The following is a 16845-nucleotide window of genomic DNA, read 5'->3' on the forward strand; positions in this document are numbered from 1 at the left end:
GCCTCGTACCGAACGGGCCTGATCGAGCAGAAACAACGTAAGGAAAAACGTGAGCGACGAGCAGACTACTGACGCGCGGCACATCTCGGACACCGAGCGCATCCGCCAGGTCGACCTGCAAAAAGAGATGCAGCGCTCCTACCTCGACTACGCGATGAGCGTCATCGTCGGACGCGCCCTGCCCGACGTGCGCGACGGCCTCAAGCCCGTCCACCGCCGCGTCCTGTACGCCATGTACGACGGCGGATACCGCCCCACCTCCTCGTTCTCCAAGTCCTCCCGCGTCGTCGGCGAGGTCATGGGTAACTACCACCCCCACGGCGACGCCGCGATCTACGACGCCCTCGCGCGCCTCGTGCAGCCCTGGTCGCTGCGCTACCCCCTCGTCGCCGGCCAGGGTAACTTCGGTACACCCGGCAACCTGGGCCCCGCCGCACCCCGTTACACCGAGTGCAAGATGGCGCCCCTGGCCATGGAAATGGTCCGCGACATCGACGAAGAATGCGTCGATTTCCAGGACAACTACGACGGCCGCAACCAGGAACCCACCATCCTGCCCGCGCGCTTCCCAAACCTCCTGGCCAACGGCTCCGAAGGCATCGCCGTCGGCATGGCCACGCGCATCCCGCCGCACAACCTGCGCGAACTCGCACGCGGCGTCCAGTGGGCCCTCGACAACCCCGAGGCCTCGCGCGAAGAACTCCTCGAAGCACTCCTCAAGCTCATCCCCGGACCCGACTTCCCCACCGGCGCCACCATCCTGGGCCACAAGGGCATCGAAGATGCCTACCGCACCGGCCGCGGCTCCATCACGCAGCGCGCCGTCGTGAACGTCGAAGAAATCCAGGGCCGCCAGTGCCTCGTCGTCACCGAACTGCCCTACCAGGTCAACCCCGACAACCTGGCCGACAAGATCGCCCAGCTCGTGCGCGACGGACAAATCGGCGGCATCGCCGACATCCGCGACGAAACCTCCGGCCGTACCGGCCAGCGCCTCGTCATCGTCCTCAAGCGCGACGCCGTCGCCAAGGTCGTCCTCAACAACCTCTACAAGCGCACCAGCCTGCAGGAGAACTTCTCCGCCAACATGCTCGCGCTCGTCGACGGCGTACCCCGCACCCTGTCCATCGACGGCTTCATCCGTCACTGGATCACCCACCAGATGGACGTCATCGTGCGCCGCACGCAGTTCCGCCTGCGCAAGGCCCTCGAACGCCTGCACATCCTCGAAGGCTACCTGAAGGCCCTCGACGCCCTCGACGAGGTCATCGCCCTCATCCGCCGCTCCCCCACCGTCGACGAGGCCCGCGCTGGCCTGATCGAACTGCTCGACGTGGACGCCATCCAGGCCGACGCAATCCTGGCCCTCCAGCTGCGTCGCCTCGCCGCCCTCGAGCGTCAGAAGATCATGGACGAGCACGCCGAACTCAAGGCCCGCGTCGACGACCTCAACGACATCCTCGCCAAGCCCGAGCGCCAGCGCGCCATCATCTCCACCGAACTCGGCGAAATCGTCGACAAGTTCGGCGACGAGCGCCGCACCCGCATCCTCCCCTTCGATGGGGAAATGTCGATGGAAGACCTCATCCCCGAAGAGGACGTCGTCGTCACCATCACCCGGGACGGCTTCGCCAAGCGCACCCGCACGGACAACTACCGCTCGCAGAAGCGCGGCGGCAAGGGCGTGCGCGGCACCCAGCTGCGCGGCGACGACGTGGTGGAACACTTCTTCGTCACCACCACGCACAACTGGCTGCTCTTCTTCACCAACCTCGGCCGCGTCTACCGCGCCAAGGCCTACGAGATCCCCGAGGGCGGTCGCGACGCCAAGGGCCAGCACGTCGCCAACCTGCTGGCCTTCCAGCCCGACGAGCACATCGCACAGGTCCTCGCGATCCGCACCTACGAAGACGCCGACTACCTGGTCCTGGCCACCAAGCGCGGCCTGGTCAAGAAGACCCCGCTGAGCCTGTACAACTCGCCCCGCTCCGGCGGCATCATCGCCATCAACCTGCGCGAAGACGAGGACGGCAAGCCCGACGAGCTCGTCTCAGCACAGACCATCATGGCCGACGAGGACCTCATCCTCGTCTCCCGCGACGGCCAGGCCGTGCGCTTCACCGCCACCGACGACCAGCTGCGCTCCATGGGCCGCTCCACGTCCGGCGTGCGCGGCATGAAGTTCCGCGGCGACGACGAGCTGCTCAGCATGGAGGTCCCGCGCGAGAACACCGACCTGCTGATCGTCACCGAATCCGGCTACGCCAAGCGCACCCCCGTCGAGGAATACCCGACCAAGTCGCGCGGCACCCTCGGCGTGCGCGTCGGCAAGCTCGTCGACGAACGCGGCGGCCTCGTCGGCGCACTCGTCGTGCGACCCGATGAAGACGTTATGGTCATCACCGAATCCGGCAAGCTCGTCCAGGTCAACGCCTCCGACGTGCGACCCACCGCCCGCAACACCATGGGCGTCATCTTCGCCCGCCCCGACGAGGGTGACCGCATCATCGCAATCACCCGCAACCCCGACTCCGGCGACGAAGAAACCGACGAGTCCGAAGCCGTCGACGGCCTCGATGCGGTCGAGGCCCCGGATGCCGCTGAGGGGACCGACGCCCCCGCAGACGAGGCCACGGCCTCTGAGGGCGACGAGACCGCAGCCGACGAGAACTGACGCGCGATCACGGGACGAGGCCTCCGCCTCGTCCCGTGATCAAGCTTCCAAAGCGGCGCGGAACCAGCGCCAGAGCCGGGCGATGCGGTAGCCTGGCAGGTAGGAAGTGCGACCTGGAAGGAAACCCATGAGCGACCACGTCTCGAGCGCCCGCAGCGACGCTCCCCGCCGAGTTGACCTGGCGATCGCGCGCATCGACGCGTGGACCGTCATGAAGGTCTCCTTCCTCCTGTCCGTCGCCCTGGGCATCGCGATGGTCGTCGCCACGATCGTCCTGTGGCTCATGGTCGACGCCATGCACGTCTTCAGCCAAATCGAAGACTTCCTGCAGACCGTCGGCGCCGGCCGCTTCGCGGACCTGCTCGACTACGCCCGACTGCCGCGCGTCATCTCCTACGCGACCATCGTCGCCGTCATCAACGTCATCCTGCTCACCGCCCTGTCGACGCTGGGAGCCATGCTCTACAACGTTGTCGCCTCGCTGGTGGGCGGCGTTAAGGTGTCCCTCATGGATGAGTGAGGGCACTCGCGCAAGGGGTCGGCTCACGCCGGCCCCTTTTGCTATACCTCGGGACGGGGGTTCGATTCCCCCCATCTCCACAACGTGGCCCCTCCAGGTTGCTGTTCAGGGGCGCGCAGTGGTGACGGTGGTTTCACGTTGGCCTGCATCAGTGGTCGCAGTGGTGTTGTTAGTTTCAATATCGCCACGTCACCGCGTCCGGTGCGCGAAAAAGTTCGCCCTGCGCGCTCGAAACACTCCAAATTTGACGTTTTTGAGGTTGCTGGGCGAATTTTGTCGCGGGTTGAGTGGGGGAGGGGCCGTGCCGGGCGAATTTTGTCGCGTCTGTCGGCCCGCCACCGTCCCCGGAACAGTCCCTGGCCCGACACTACCCCGGCCCTGCCACCGTCCCCGGAACAGTTCCTGGCCCGACACTACCCCGGCCCTGCCGCTGCCCACCGGCACCGCGGCCTGGCCCGTCGGCACAGCAATTTCGCATGCAATTCCCCAGCAGCTTGTTCAAACATTGAATTTGCATCGTTGGAATTGCAACGTTTTCTGGGTTTGTTGAAATTTGGTTCAATCGAATTGCATGCGAAATTTGTCTGACTGGGGTCTTGCCGCCGCCGACCGGTACCGTGGCTAGTCCCTGCGCCGCGAAGCCCGCCCGTGCCCTCCAGACCCTCCAGACCCTCCAGTGCCCTCCGCACTAGTGGGGCCTGTGGTGGTGTCGTGGCTAGCCCCGACTCTGCCGCGCGTTCGGTACAAAATTCTCCCTGCTCGGCTTCTTGGTGGTGACAACGGTATAAAACTCTCCCTGCATGTAGAAAAAGCGCCAAATTAAGCCATTTCGGGCGAGCGGGGAGAGTTTTGTACCGGAAGTGGGGCCGTGTGGCTCGTGCTGGGAGAGTTTTGTACCGCACATGCGGCGAGGGTGGGTGTGCGGGGAGAGTTTTGTACCGGAAGTGGCCTGGCGTGGTTGTTGTTGGGCGAATAATGTCGTGCTCTGGCGTAGTCCTCGTGCCGGTTGGCGGGCTATGGCAGTGCCCTGGCGCCGCCCACGGGCACCGCGGCCAGGCCGTTTGGACTCTCCGGCGCTCCATGCATCGGCGGTGGTGGGGTTGTGCGCGAAAAAGTTCGCCCTGCGCGCTCGAAACACCCCAAATTTGACGTTTTTGAGGTTGCTGGGCGAATTTTGTCGCGGGTTGAGTGAGGGAGGGGCCGTGCCGGGCGAATTTTGTCGCGTCTGTCGGCCCGCCACCGTCCCCGGAACAGTCCCTGGCCCGACACTACCCCGGCCCCGCCAGCGCCTTGCGGCCCCGCCACCATACTTTGCGGTGCCTCGGCACCCCCACATCGGCGTCGGTGGGGGGTTTTGCACTACATGACGATCTTCTACGGCGTGTCGCCGGCGTGTCGGACCCCCGTGTAGTGCAATTCCCCCCGATTGGTGGCGCGAGCCCGCGACTTGAGGGGACATGACCGCCAAAGTGCAGAGCTATTGGGTGACAATCGCTGAAAATGGCCTGTTTTTGCTGAATGGGTCTGCGTTTTGGCGGGTTTGGCGTCTGTCGTGGTGTGTTGGTCGCACGTAAACCGCTGAAGATGTGCGTTAACCCCTTGATACGCACGTAAACCCCTTGATGCGCACGTAAACCGCTAGGTATGCGTCTGGGCGGCGGTGCCCACGCGCATACCATCGGGCCCACGTGCGGATGATCGGGCCCACGTGCGCATTGAAGGGCCCAGATGATCACCTCCTGGGTTCGGGACACCACTTATCGGGCCCACACGCGCATTAGAGGGCCCACGTAGCCACCTGCGGGAGCGGCGTCGCTAGGTTGTGCCAATCCGCGTTGGGTGTGCCCACAGTGCCGCACGAACAATGCGGCGCAGAAGGGCGCCTGATCGCGAGAGATGACGCCCATCGAATTCCAATGAGGCATCCTGCAGGCGCCACGCATACGGATTGTGGCTCAGCGGACCGGGCCACCCAGATGCGACGACGGTGGCTGGTGCAGGCAAGGGCAGGAGCGGGCTCACCCACGAACCAGCCGTCACGTAGATGCGCATGAGCTCGTCAATGCCGTCGAAAAATCCATCGTCGATAACAGCAGCAGGGAAACCAACGGGATCGAAGGCATGTACGAGTGAAAGCGTCGGGGGAGTGGTAGCCGCCGCCGCATAGAGCGCACAATTGGCGCCCTTCGAGTGACCGAGCACCACGACCGGCCCCTTCGCGCGCGACGCCGCATACGCCAGGTAGTTGGCGGCCCACCGCTGCGAATCCGTCGGAAAATCAAGGCCAAATCGGGCATCCTCCGCCCACCCGACCGCGCTCGCATCCGTGCCGCGGAAGACCACGTAGGTGGCCCCTGCCTCGTCGATGAAGGTGGCGGCGCCGAACTGAGCGAGCGGGTGCGTCCCCAACCGAGTGACCGCATCGCACACGCGCAGGCCGCCGAATCGTGCGCTGGAGCCGGCCGCTTCGAGGAGCAGACGATCCGCGTGTGTCGGCGATGAATAGCGATACAGGGAAGGGATGGACGAGGCCTGGGCGACCTCCCGGAGCAGGCAGCCGCGCGGGGAACGAGGCCCGGGCAGCGCGTGGAAATCGACGTAGACCAGGCAGGAGAGGGCGAGGGCGTCGGTGGGGGAGAGGTCCGCCTGAAGTGGCGAGTGAGCCTGACGAACGTAGTCAAGGATCGTAGCCACGACGCGCTGATTCCCTCCTTTGAGAGCGGTGAAAACTCGTCGTGTTCGACGTCACGAACTCTCGATTTTGCCGGATGGCCCTGTGCTGTGTACTATATCCGAGTGCCCGCAAGGGTGCCGGTTGGGCCTATAGCTCAGTAGGTTAGAGCGCAGTCCTGATAAGACTGAGGTCGGTGGTTCGAGCCCACCTAGGCCCACCATCCGCAGGCGAGCGAAAGCGGAGGATCATCATGAAGAAATGGGTCACCTGTTGTGTGGCTGTCGGATCCGTCGTGGCCGTGGGCATCATCGTTCGACAAATTCTGGTTGATCTTTCCGATAATGCTGACCTGTGGACGTCCGTGACGGACACCGTGGAAGACTGAGTCTCTCCAACGGGGCTATGGCGCAATTGGTAGCGCACCTGCTTTGCAAGCAGGGGGTTACGGGTTCGAGTCCCGTTAGCTCCACGCTTCACCCGCAACCTGATGGTTGCGGGTTTTTTGCATGTGAACTTCGTCAAGTCTTATGGGACGAATGGCCTGATAAGGCCTCATTGTGCAGTGGGAAACGATTTGTCCGACCATTTGGTTATTCGTGGGACAGTGACGATGCTCTTGGTGGAAAAGATGCAGAGTAGCCCATTACCTGCAGTGAAGACCCCTGTTTATCCACAGCGTTGTGCACAGTTGTGTATAAACCGTGTGGACGGTTGTTTGTTGCGCTGACCTGACTGCATAAAAACTGACCTGACAGAGTGAAGTTAGAGGGTCCCTGACCTCGGAAAATACCCCCTTCACACTTGCTGCGAAACCCGTAGAATTGGCTTGAAATATACTGTTTTCGCACACTCAGGAGAAGTCTGTGCACATCAATCACATATGGTCGAAGGCATCCAAGCCAGCCCAGCTGCTTGCCATGCTTGTCACGACCGCCCTCGTTATGATCGGCGTCACGACGCTGCCCGCCTATGCGGCAGCGCCGACGCTCAAGCTCGCTATCACTCCCGACGAGACCTCGTACCTCTCCGGTGTCGAGCAGCGCTACGTCGTCGAGTTCTCGTGTGCCTCCACCACGGAGGACTGCCTCGACTCGGTCGTCACCATCACGCTGCCCCACACCGTGACGCCCGCGGGTAACTCGAACCTCGACTCGGCCCCCGAAGGCGTCAACGCCACGGCCACCGCCGGCAAGAAGGTCGTCACCCCCACGATCAAGGCTCCGACCGCTAACGCCGATGGCCTCGTCACCTACAACCTCGGAACAGTCGCCGCCGGCTCCTCGTTCCAGACGGTCCTGACCTTCACCGCCCCGCGTGGCGTGACCCCCGGCGGCTCCACCGTCACCCCGGTCGCGACCTTCACCTCCGGCGAGAGCAAGCAAACCTCGCAGGCGACCGTCACGATCAAGTCCGAGCCGACGCCGACCCTGAAGAAGACCGGCCCCGTGGCCACCCCCAAGGGCGTCGACGTGACCTACCAGATCACGCCGTCCTACGATACGAACATCGACGGCCTCAACGGCAAGTCCAACATGACCAACGTCGTCATCACCGACCCGCTGCCGACGTGCGCCAAGTACGTGTCCTCCTCGGCCTCGGGTAACACCAAGACGAACACGGCCGCGACCGTCGAAAGCTCCTACGACGCCGCGACCCACACCGTCACCTGGAACGTCGGCGACGTCAACCCCGCGTTCATGAACATCGTCCTGTCCGTCACCGTCCACTACGACGACACCTGCACGGAGGACACCGTCACCAACACCGCGAAGCTCACCGGCTCGGAAATGCACAACGAGACCAACGTTGTCACCGCCGATGCCTCCTTCACGCACCGCTTCGACAGCGAGGTTCGCTACGGCGGCGGCTTCAACAAGCGCGCCATGAGCCAGTTCGAGCGCGGCAAGCAGGGCAACTGGCTGTACAGCTACTCCAACAACTCCAACGTCCCGGTCGTCATGGAGTACACCGACTACATGACCTGTGGCCTCGTGTCCCCGACCGACGGCTCCAAGGACTGCTCCAAGCCCCTCATGCGCGTCAAGACGATGGACACCCAGACCACGACGCCCATCGAAATCACCTACTGGACCAACAAGGGCAACACCGGTACTCAGACCATCTACCGCGGCAAGGCATTCGACTTCTCCTCCTTCGCCGCCGACGAGTATCTGACCGTCTTCCACTACAAGCAGACGATCCCCGCCGGTGAGTCCTCGATCCTGAACGTCGCAGGCCCGGTCGGCGCCGGCACCCCCACGACCGAGGACGGCACCACCTACGTCCAGGCCGACACCAACTCCGCCGCATGGAAGGCCGGCAAGTCCGACCAGTACGTGCGCGTCCAGAACTGTGTCTCCGACTGGTCCATGAAGTCGCTCGACGGCTCCCGATCTATCCAGATCCCCGCCGACGACTACTGCGACATCCTCACGCTGGGCACCGCGCTGCCCAAGTACTACAACGCCAAGTCCACCATCAAGGGCAACCTGGCTTCCCCCGGCTCCGAGGTCACGTTCAGCGTCACCGCGAACAACACCTCGACCATCGTCGACTCCCAGCCCGTCATCTCCGACCTGCTGCCCTGTGGCATGACCTTCGTCGAGGGTTCCGTCACCGGCGGTCCCGCAGGCAAGGAAAAGACCGTCACGGTCCGTGACGTCACCGATGCCACCGGCTGCACCCGCCAGCTCGTCCAGGTCACCTGGCCCGGCTACCAGACCAAGGGTGGCACCACCATCCAGCTGCGCGGCAAGGTCGGCCCCTCGATGAGCGCCGGCACGCACAAGAACGAGGCCTACATCTCCGCGGCCGAACCCGAGTACGCGCTGACCTCCAAGACGACGACCATCTGCTTCTACGGCTCCACCGACGACACCTACGATGTCAACGGTGACGGCAAGACCAACGACCAGGTCTGCCCCGTCTCCTCGACCTTCACGGTCTCCGAGCAGGCCGGTGCCGACGTCGTCCTCGAGAGCCTCGGCTCCATCGAAGGCTCGACCTACAAGAAGTACACCGACGGCGTGTCCGTTATCCGCCAGGGTGAAGACGGTCAGTACCGCATCACCCCCACCAACTCCGGTAACGCGGACCTGTCCGACATGACCGTGTACGGCATCCTGCCCCACGTGAACGACACCGCCATCCAGGGTTCTGATCCCCGCGGCTCCGAGTGGGAACCGATCCTCACCGGCCCCCTCCAGGTCGGCGCAGGCTCGGGCATCGACCCCTCGCAGGTCACCATCGAGTACTCCACCTCCTTCAACCCCTGCCGCGGCGAAGTCATGAACCAGGGTGACGCGATGGCAGCCGGTCCCGCTGGATGCGACAACAACTGGACCGCCACCCCGGCCTCGTGGGCCGACGTGAAGTCCTACCGCATCTACATCAACGGCAAGGCCACCCCGATCAAGGCCGGCGCGTCGATCCCGATCATCGCGCCCATCAAGGCCCCCGATAACGCGACCGGCATCGCCTACGAGTCCGTCGCGATCGCGGCCACCCAGGCCTCGAACAACCGCGCCATCCTGCCCGCCGAGCCGATCAAGGTCGCCATCGCCCTCGCGCTCGACGTCGCCCTCAACAAGACCGTCGTCTCCGACGCGTCCAACCTGAAGCCCGGTGACCAGGTCACCTACCGCATTGACGCCGGCAACATCGGCCAGGGCAAGGCCCCCGACCTCAAGGTCAAGGAAGCCTTCCCCGCAGGCACGACCTTCGTGTCCGCCGAGACGCACAAGTGCACCTCCGGCTACACGAGCGGCCTGCCGCAGGAATGTCAGGGCACCGACGAGGCCGGCACCTTCGACGGCACCACGTGGGCCATGGGCGACATGCTCGCCGGCGAATACGCCTCGCTCTTCGTGACCGTCACGCTGAATGCGGGCACCGAAGGCAAGACCCTGAACAACACGGCGTCCTTCGCGAACCCGCCCGAGTACGACCTCGTGCCCGGTAACAACTCCTCGACGGCGTCCATCTCCGTCAAGCACCGCGTCTCCGGCAAGGTGTACTACGACGCGAACGAGTCCTCCTCGTACAACAACGGCGAGGAGCCCTTCAAGGACGTGACGGTCCAGCTGGTCGGCGCCGACGGTAATGTCGTGGCCACCACGACGACCGACGCGGACGGCAACTACTCCTTCACCGGCCTCGACGCCGGGACCTACACGGTCAAGGTCACCAAGGCCGGCGAACTGGCCAACCTCGACCAGACAGAGGACCCGGACGGCACCAAGGACAACGCCTCCGGCGCGATCACGCTGAACGCCGACAACCCCGTTCAGGAGAACGTCAACTTCGGCTACGTTAAGAAGCACGCGATCTCCGGCACCGTCTACCTCGACCAGAACCGGGACAAGACGAAGAACACGGGCGACATCGACCTGTCCGGCGTCACCGTGAAGCTGCTTGACCCCTCCGGTAACGTCGTGGCCACCACGACGACCGACGCGGACGGCAACTACTCCTTCACCGGCCTGAGCGACGGCACCTACACCGTCCAGGTCGATAAGACCGGCCCGCTCGCCGACACCGAGCAGACCGAGGACCCCTCCGGTCAGGCTGACTCGCGTTCGCAGGCCATCACCTTCACCCGCTCCGATCCGGACGTCATCAACGTCAACTTCGGCTACGCCGAGGACTACACGGTCTCCGGCACCGTGTACTACGACAAGGACCGCTCCGAGACCCTCAACAACTCAGAGCCCGGCTTCGACGGCATCACCGTGAAGCTGCTCGGTGAGGACGGCTCGGTCGTCGCGACGACCACGACGAAGGCAGACGGCACGTACTCCTTCTCGAAGCTGCCCGCCGGCAAGTACACGGTCAAGGTGGAGCCCTCCGACCTGCTCAAGAAGCTCGAGCAGACCGAGGACCCGGACGGCACCAAGGACAACACTTCCGGCGTCGTCCAGGTGAACCACGACAACCCCTCCGTGAAGAACGTGAACTTCGGTTACGCCACGAACTACACGATCAAGGGCATCGTCTACCGTGACGCCGACCGCTCCGAATCCCTCGAGGACGGCGAGAAGCTCTACCAGGGCGTGACCGTCGACCTCCTCGACAACGCCGGTAACGTCGTGGCCACCACGACCACCGACAACAAGGGCGCCTACGCCTTCACCAACCTCGAGGAAGGCACCTACAAGGTGCGCGTCCGCAAGGAAGGCCCCATCGCCGACCTCGTCCAGACCGAGGACCCCGATGGCACCAAGGACAACACCTCTGGTGACATCACCCTCGAGCTGAACGATCCGATCAAGGAGAACGTCAACTTCGGGTACATCTCGAACAACTCGATCTCCGGCACGGTCTACCGCGACGACAACCGCTCCAACTCCCACAATGGGGGCGAGGTCGGCTACCCCGAGCAGACGGTCCAGCTCCTCGACAAGGACGGCCAGGTCATCGCGACCACCAAGACCGATGCCAACGGCAACTACTCCTTCGACAACCTGCCCGACGGCACCTACTCCGTCAAGGTCGTCAAGGACGGCGCCCTCACCGACCTCGAGCAGACCGAGGACCCGGACGGCACCAAGGACAGCGCCTCCGAGCCCATCGTCCTGAACGAGGACAACCCCACGAAGAAGAACGTCAACTTCGGCTACGTGCCCGACTACTTCATCAAGGGAACGATCTACCGTGACGGCAACCGCTCCGGCGCGCTGGACACGGACGAGAAGCTCTACGAGGGCGTGACGGTCAACCTCGTTGACGCCGACGGCAACGTCGTCGCCACGACCACGACCGACGCGAACGGCAACTACTCCTTCGACAAGCTCCCCGCGGGCACCTACTCCATCAAGGTCGTTCAGGATGGCCCCATCGCCGGCCTCGAACAGACCGGTGACCCGGACGCCACGAAGGACAACGCCTCCGAACCGATCACACTGAACAACGACAACCCGTCCAAGACGGACGTCAACTTCGGCTACGTGAACAACAACTCCCTGTCGGGCACCGTCTACCGCGATGACTCGCGCAACGGCGACCAGGACGGCACCGAGCCCGGATACTCCGGCGTCACCGTCCAGCTCCTCGACAAGGATGGCCAGGTCATCGCCACCACGACGACTGACGCAAACGGCAACTACTCCTTCTCCAAGCTGCCCGACGGCACCTACTCCGTCAAGGTCGTCAAGGACGGCGAACTCGCCGACACCGAGCAGACCGAGGACCCGGATGCCACCAAGGACAACGCCTCCGAGCCGGTGACCCTGGGTGAGGACAACCCCTCCAAGGACCACATCGACTTCGGTTACGTGCCGGACTACTCGATCCACGGCCTCGTCTACCGCGACGGTGACCGCAACGAGACGCACGGCGCAACCGAGAAGGGCTACGCCAACCAGACCGTCGAGCTGCGCAACAAGGACGGCAAGGTCGTCGCGACCACCACGACGGACGCGAACGGCGCCTACTCCTTCTCCAAGCTGCCCGCCGGCGACTACACCGTCAAGGTCGTCAAGGACGGTGCCCTCACCGACCTCGACCAGACCGAGGACCCGGACTCCACCAAGGACAGCGTCTCCGGCGTCATCTCGCTGAGCAATGACCACCGCACCCAGACGGATGTCAACTTCGGTTACATCGCCAACAACTCCATCAACGGCACCATCTACCGCGACGGTGACCGCAACGGAAAGAAGGGCGACACCGAAGGACGCTACTCCGGCGTGAGCGTCCAGCTCCTCGACAAGGACGGCAACGTCATCGCCACCACGACGACCGATAAGGACGGCAAGTACTCCTTCGAGCACCTGCCCGACGGCACCTACTCCGTCAAGGTCGTCAAGGACGGTGCCCTCACCGACACCGACCAGACCGGCGACCCCGACAACAAGCTGGATAACGCGTCCGAGCCGATCACCCTCGACGAGAAGAACCCCACCAAGGGCGACGTCGACTTCGGCTACGTCCCCAACAACACGATCAAGGGAACTGTCTACCGCGACGACAACCGCGACAAGATGATCGACGGTGACGAGCCCGGCCTCGAGCGCGTGAGCGTCCAGCTCCTCGACGAGGACGGCAAGGTCCTCCAGATGCTCGACACCGACGCGGACGGCAACTACGCCTTCCAGCACCTGCCCGACGGCAAGTACACCGTCAAGGTCGTGCGCTCCTCGTCCATCAAGGACTACGACCAGACCGAGGACCCCGACGCCACCATCGACGACACCTCCGCGGTGTACACGATGGGCCCGGAGAACTCCCTGCAGGAGAAGGTCAACTTCGGCTACGTGCCCGACTACTCGATCGCCGGTCGCGTCTACCGCGACTCCGACAAGTCCGGCTCCTACACCGACGGTGAAGAAACCTTCTCCGGCGTGACGGTCGACCTGCTCGACAAGGACGGCAACGTCGTGGCCACCACGACGACGGATGCGGATGGCAACTACTCCTTCGAGAAGCTGCCCGCCGGCACCTACCGAGTCAAGGTCCACCCGGACGGCGACCTCGCCGGCCTCGACCAGACCGAGGACCCCGACGGCATCGCCGACTCCATGTCCGGTGAGATCACGATCGGCTTCGAGAACCAGTTGGTCACCGGCGTGAACTTCGGTTACGTCGCACCCGACGTCCCGGCCGTGGAGCCGAGCCTGAAGCAGCGCCTCGCACGCACTGGCTTCGACGGCCTCATCGGCGGAGCCGGCCTGGGAGCGGCCGTCGTTGGCGGCATGTTCCTGTGGATGCGTCGCCGTCGCCAGGACTGACATCCATTCGGCCTGAGCCTCGACGAGGCAGTGGCTGAGTGAGGGGCGGGTACTTCGGTACCCGCCCCTTTGGCGTGCCCGGCCGCCGCGCGTTCTGCTCTGTGGGCCTGGCCGCTGTGTGTGCCGGTGGGCGGCGGCCCGCTGGGCCGGGCTGCTTTGTGTGCCCGTGGGCGGCGGCCCGCCCGCGAGCCGTCCGCGCCGCGAGCTTCCGGCTCGGCGCGTCGGCTCGTTGTCCGGCCAGGCCCTGCCGCCGCCCACCGGCACCGCGGCCAGGCCCTGGGTTGCTGTATGTGGCCCAGTTGTGGCTGTCAATCATCAATTTCGCATGCAATTCCCCAGCAGCTTGTTCAAATATTGAATTTGCATCGTTGGAATTGCAACGTTTTCTGGGTTTGTTGAAATTTGGTCTAACCGAATTGCATGCGAAATTTGTCTGTCTGGGGCCTTGCCGCCGTCTGAGCAATTTCGCACGTAATTCCCCAGCGACTTGTTTAGATATTGAAGTTGTATCGTTGGAATTGCAACGTTTTCGGGCTATCTCCAAAAGTGACCGAGGGAAATTATGTGCGAAAATTGTGTGGGGTGGTCTCGGTGTCGCGTCTCGAAGCCTCGCCAGGCCTTGAGGCCGTCCACCGGCACCGGCGCGGGTACCTGCGGATCCCCGGGGGCCTTCCATTCCACGCCGGTGGCGCCTGGTGTGCTGTTGTGCCGCCTAGCTCGATCTCTGCCTCGCGTTCGGTACAAAATTCTCGCTGCCGGCTTCTTGGTGGTGAGAACGGTATAAAACTCTCCCCGCATGCGTAGATTGCGCCAAATTGGGCCATTTCGGGTGAGCAGGGAGAGTTTTGTCCCGCATATGCCGCGAGGGCGGGTGTGCGGGGAGAGTTTTCTACCGGAAGTGGCTCCGCGCGGCTCGTGCTGGGCGAATTTTGTCTCGCCAGTAGGCCAGATGGGCTTGCATCAGGCGATCTGCGTCCGAACTTGTCTCCGCGTGTGAGCCCAGCACGATCATATGCTTCACCGAACGGAGCGATACACCCCAACGCCACATGCAGGAGCGCCCGGGGCCGTGGCCCCGGGCGCTCCCAGCAACAAATGAGCTCCGATAACTAGCGGAACAACTTCAAGGCGTTCGGCCCGATCATGAACGGCGCCAAGATCATCGACGAGCCCAGTCCCACACCGAAGCCACCAATCACGTCCGTCACCCAGTGGACACCCAGGTACAGGCGCGTCACGCAGATGAACACAATGAACACGAGGGCGGCGGCCCACAGCAGGTAACGGAGACGACGGCCCAGGCGCGTCATCGTCAGCACCAGGACCAGCGACACGATCAGGGCGGTCACCGCGGTCGCGTGACCCGACGGGAACGAGTAGCCATCCTCAGTGATCAGACGGTAGGCCTCTTCCGGGCGCGGACGCGAATCAATGTGCTTAATGATGTAGCCATTGATCCCCGAGAAGGCCACGGAGCCCAGAATGTACAGGGCATGCATGACCTTCTTGACGAGCCACCACACGAAGGCCGCCACGGCCAGCGCCACAATGACAGCGCGCTTGGGATCGAAGAGCCACGACGCGCCCGTCATGAACGTGTTCATCGCCGGCGTGCGCGACGCAATGAAGTCAGACCACACCGTCGTGTCGATCGACAGGGGACTCGTGATGAACCCACCCGCGACGGCAACAGCCGCGACGAGGAGCACCCCGACGATGACGGAGGGAGACAGGAATCGACGAACAATCATAGTGAAATCCTACCGTAGTGTCAGTCGTTTGCGCCGTACTCGTACACCCAGCGCCCGGCCCGCCGCGAGAAGCGCGAACGCTCACGCATCTGCCCGGTTTCACCCGTGGCCACATCACGCCACGAGGCCACGAACGTCACGGTGCCCTCCTCGTCGGAAGGACCCCCGGCCTCGGCCCCCAGGACCTGCAGGCCCGTCCACTGCGTCCCCTCCACCCAGTACGGGGGAGCGGGGCGCGTGCGCGGATGCCACGTGCGGAACAGGTAGTCCTCGTCGCGCAGCGCGAACGCCGTGTAGCGCGACCGCATGAGAGCCTCGGCGGTCGGAGCCGCCTCCCCATCCAGGTAGGGCCCGCAGCACTGCGCCAGCAGCGCCCCCGACCCGCACGGACAGGTACGAGGCCGGGGCATGCCAGCGCTCGCAGCGCCGGGGGCAGCGGGGGAGGAGGTCACGCCTGGTCGCCCAGGGAAGCCAGCCAGCGCTCCGCATCCAGGGCGGCGCGGCAGCCCGAACCGGCAGCCGTGATGGCCTGACGGTACGTGTGGTCCACGGCGTCGCCGCACGCGAACACGCCCGCCACGGACGTGCGCGTCGACGGCTCGTCGACCGTGATGTAGCCGGCCTCGTCGAGGGCGACCTGGCCACGCAGGAAGCCCGTGCGCGGCAGGTGACCGATCGCGACGAACACGCCGTCCACGGCGATCTCGCGCTCGGAGCCATCCACCGTCGAGGTCAGGCGCAGGCCGGTCACGGACTCGTCACCGAGCACCTCGGCGACGGTCGCGTTCCACTCGAAGGAGATCTTCGGGTTGTTCAGGGCGCGCTCAGCCATGACGCGCGAGGCGCGCAGGGTGTCGCGGCGGTGCACGACGACGACCTCGGACGCGAAGTTCGTCAGGAAGGTCGCCTCTTCCATCGCGGAGTCGCCGCCGCCGATGACGGCCAGGCGACGATCCTTGAAGAAGAAGCCGTCGCAGGTCGCGCAGTAGGAGACGCCGCGGCCGGAGAACTCCTCCTCGCCGGGCACGTTCATGTGACGGTATTCGGAGCCGGTGGCCAGGATGACGGCGCGCGCGTAGAAGACCTCGTCCTCGGTTGCCACGGCCTTCACGTCGCCCTCAAGGTTGACGGCGACGACGTCCTCGTAGCGCACGTCCGCGCCGAACTTTTCCGCCTGCTCGCGCATGTTGTCCATGAGTTCGGGGCCCTGAATGCCCTCGGGGAAGCCGGGGAAGTTCTCGACCTCGGTCGTGTTCATGAGCGCGCCGCCCGCGGCCAGCTGGCCGGCCAGCACGATCGGGGCGAGGCCGGCGCGGGCCGTGTAGACGGCGGCCGTGTAGCCGGCGGGACCCGAGCCGACGATGACGACGTCGTGGACGGTGGCGCCCTCGGGCACCTGCGCCGACGGGATCTGCACCTCGGCGGCCTCGGTGGTGGTCTCGGTGGGTTCGGCCGTCACAAGGCCCGGAATCGCAACGAAAGACATGCGTACCCTCCTT

The 16845-nt window shown here is 64.5% G+C and carries 8 protein-coding genes and 2 tRNA genes; 6 read left to right on the plus strand and 4 right to left on the minus strand.

Translation table 11 applies throughout. The annotated features are described in order from the left end of the window. Window positions 1-49: 49 nt before the first annotated feature. Complete coding sequence (gene gyrA / locus HMPREF1478_RS03355) at window positions 50-2674, plus strand: DNA gyrase subunit A (RefSeq protein WP_016460679.1); 2625 nt, start codon at window positions 50-52, stop codon at window positions 2672-2674. Window positions 2675-2801: 127 nt separating this feature from the next. After that, entirely contained in the window at window positions 2802-3194 is a 393-nt protein-coding gene (locus HMPREF1478_RS03360; RefSeq protein ID WP_016460680.1) for a DUF3566 domain-containing protein, read from the plus strand. A 1815-nt stretch (window positions 3195-5009) separates the two neighbouring features. Here the strand turns inward: HMPREF1478_RS03360 and HMPREF1478_RS03365 are convergent. Further along, window positions 5010-5888, minus strand: a complete 879-nt coding sequence (locus tag HMPREF1478_RS03365; protein ID WP_016460682.1) for an Mbeg1-like protein — start codon at window positions 5886-5888, stop codon at window positions 5010-5012. Between the two features lie 123 nt (window positions 5889-6011). Between HMPREF1478_RS03365 and HMPREF1478_RS03370 the strand changes: the two genes are divergently transcribed. From HMPREF1478_RS03370 to HMPREF1478_RS03380, 4 genes are all read left to right on the plus strand, one after another. Further along, a tRNA-Ile gene (locus HMPREF1478_RS03370) sits at window positions 6012-6088 on the plus strand. A 30-nt stretch (window positions 6089-6118) separates the two neighbouring features. After that, on the plus strand, window positions 6119-6253 hold the full coding sequence (locus HMPREF1478_RS10830) for a DLW-39 family protein (RefSeq protein WP_016460683.1): 135 nt from the start codon (window positions 6119-6121) through the stop codon (window positions 6251-6253). A gap of 11 nt (window positions 6254-6264) precedes the next feature. Continuing rightward, window positions 6265-6337 (plus strand) — tRNA-Ala (locus HMPREF1478_RS03375). Between the two features lie 394 nt (window positions 6338-6731). Beyond that, window positions 6732-13595, plus strand: coding sequence for an SdrD B-like domain-containing protein (locus tag HMPREF1478_RS03380; protein ID WP_016460684.1), 6864 nt, complete (start codon window positions 6732-6734; stop codon window positions 13593-13595). Between the two features lie 1109 nt (window positions 13596-14704). On the opposite strand, the gene HMPREF1478_RS03385 is transcribed toward HMPREF1478_RS03380, so the two are convergent. The 3 genes from HMPREF1478_RS03385 to trxB are packed head-to-tail and all read right to left on the minus strand — an operon-like array spanning window position 14705 to window position 16832. Further along, window positions 14705-15346 (minus strand): phosphatase PAP2 family protein, encoded by a 642-nt coding sequence (locus HMPREF1478_RS03385; protein WP_016460686.1) that lies wholly within the window; start codon window positions 15344-15346, stop codon window positions 14705-14707. 20 nt (window positions 15347-15366) lie between these two features. Continuing rightward, complete coding sequence (locus tag HMPREF1478_RS03390; protein WP_016460687.1) at window positions 15367-15798, minus strand: YchJ family protein; 432 nt, start codon at window positions 15796-15798, stop codon at window positions 15367-15369. Beyond that, the gene (trxB, locus tag HMPREF1478_RS03395) at window positions 15795-16832 is read right to left on the minus strand and encodes a thioredoxin-disulfide reductase (RefSeq protein WP_016460688.1); all 1038 of its coding nucleotides are present in this window, start codon (window positions 16830-16832) and stop codon (window positions 15795-15797) included. The genes HMPREF1478_RS03390 and trxB overlap by 4 nt, the downstream gene beginning before the upstream one ends. Between the last annotated feature and the right edge of the window lie 13 nt (window positions 16833-16845).

Origin of the sequence: Actinomyces sp. HPA0247, from assembly GCA_000411415.1 — a bacterium.
Lineage (GTDB): Bacteria > Actinomycetota > Actinomycetes > Actinomycetales > Actinomycetaceae > Pauljensenia.

What these genes read in the sequence shown, in the direction of transcription:
- HMPREF1478_RS10830 (WP_016460683.1), top strand. Translation starts at nt 6,119, where the DNA reads ATGAAGAAATGGGTCACCTGTTGTGTGGCTGTCGGATCCGTCGTGGCC.
- HMPREF1478_RS03385 (WP_016460686.1), bottom strand. Translation starts at nt 15,346, where the DNA reads ATGATTGTTCGTCGATTCCTGTCTCCCTCCGTCATCGTCGGGGTGCTC.
- trxB (WP_016460688.1), bottom strand. Translation starts at nt 16,832, where the DNA reads ATGTCTTTCGTTGCGATTCCGGGCCTTGTGACGGCCGAACCCACCGAG.
- HMPREF1478_RS03360 (WP_016460680.1), top strand. Translation starts at nt 2,802, where the DNA reads ATGAGCGACCACGTCTCGAGCGCCCGCAGCGACGCTCCCCGCCGAGTT.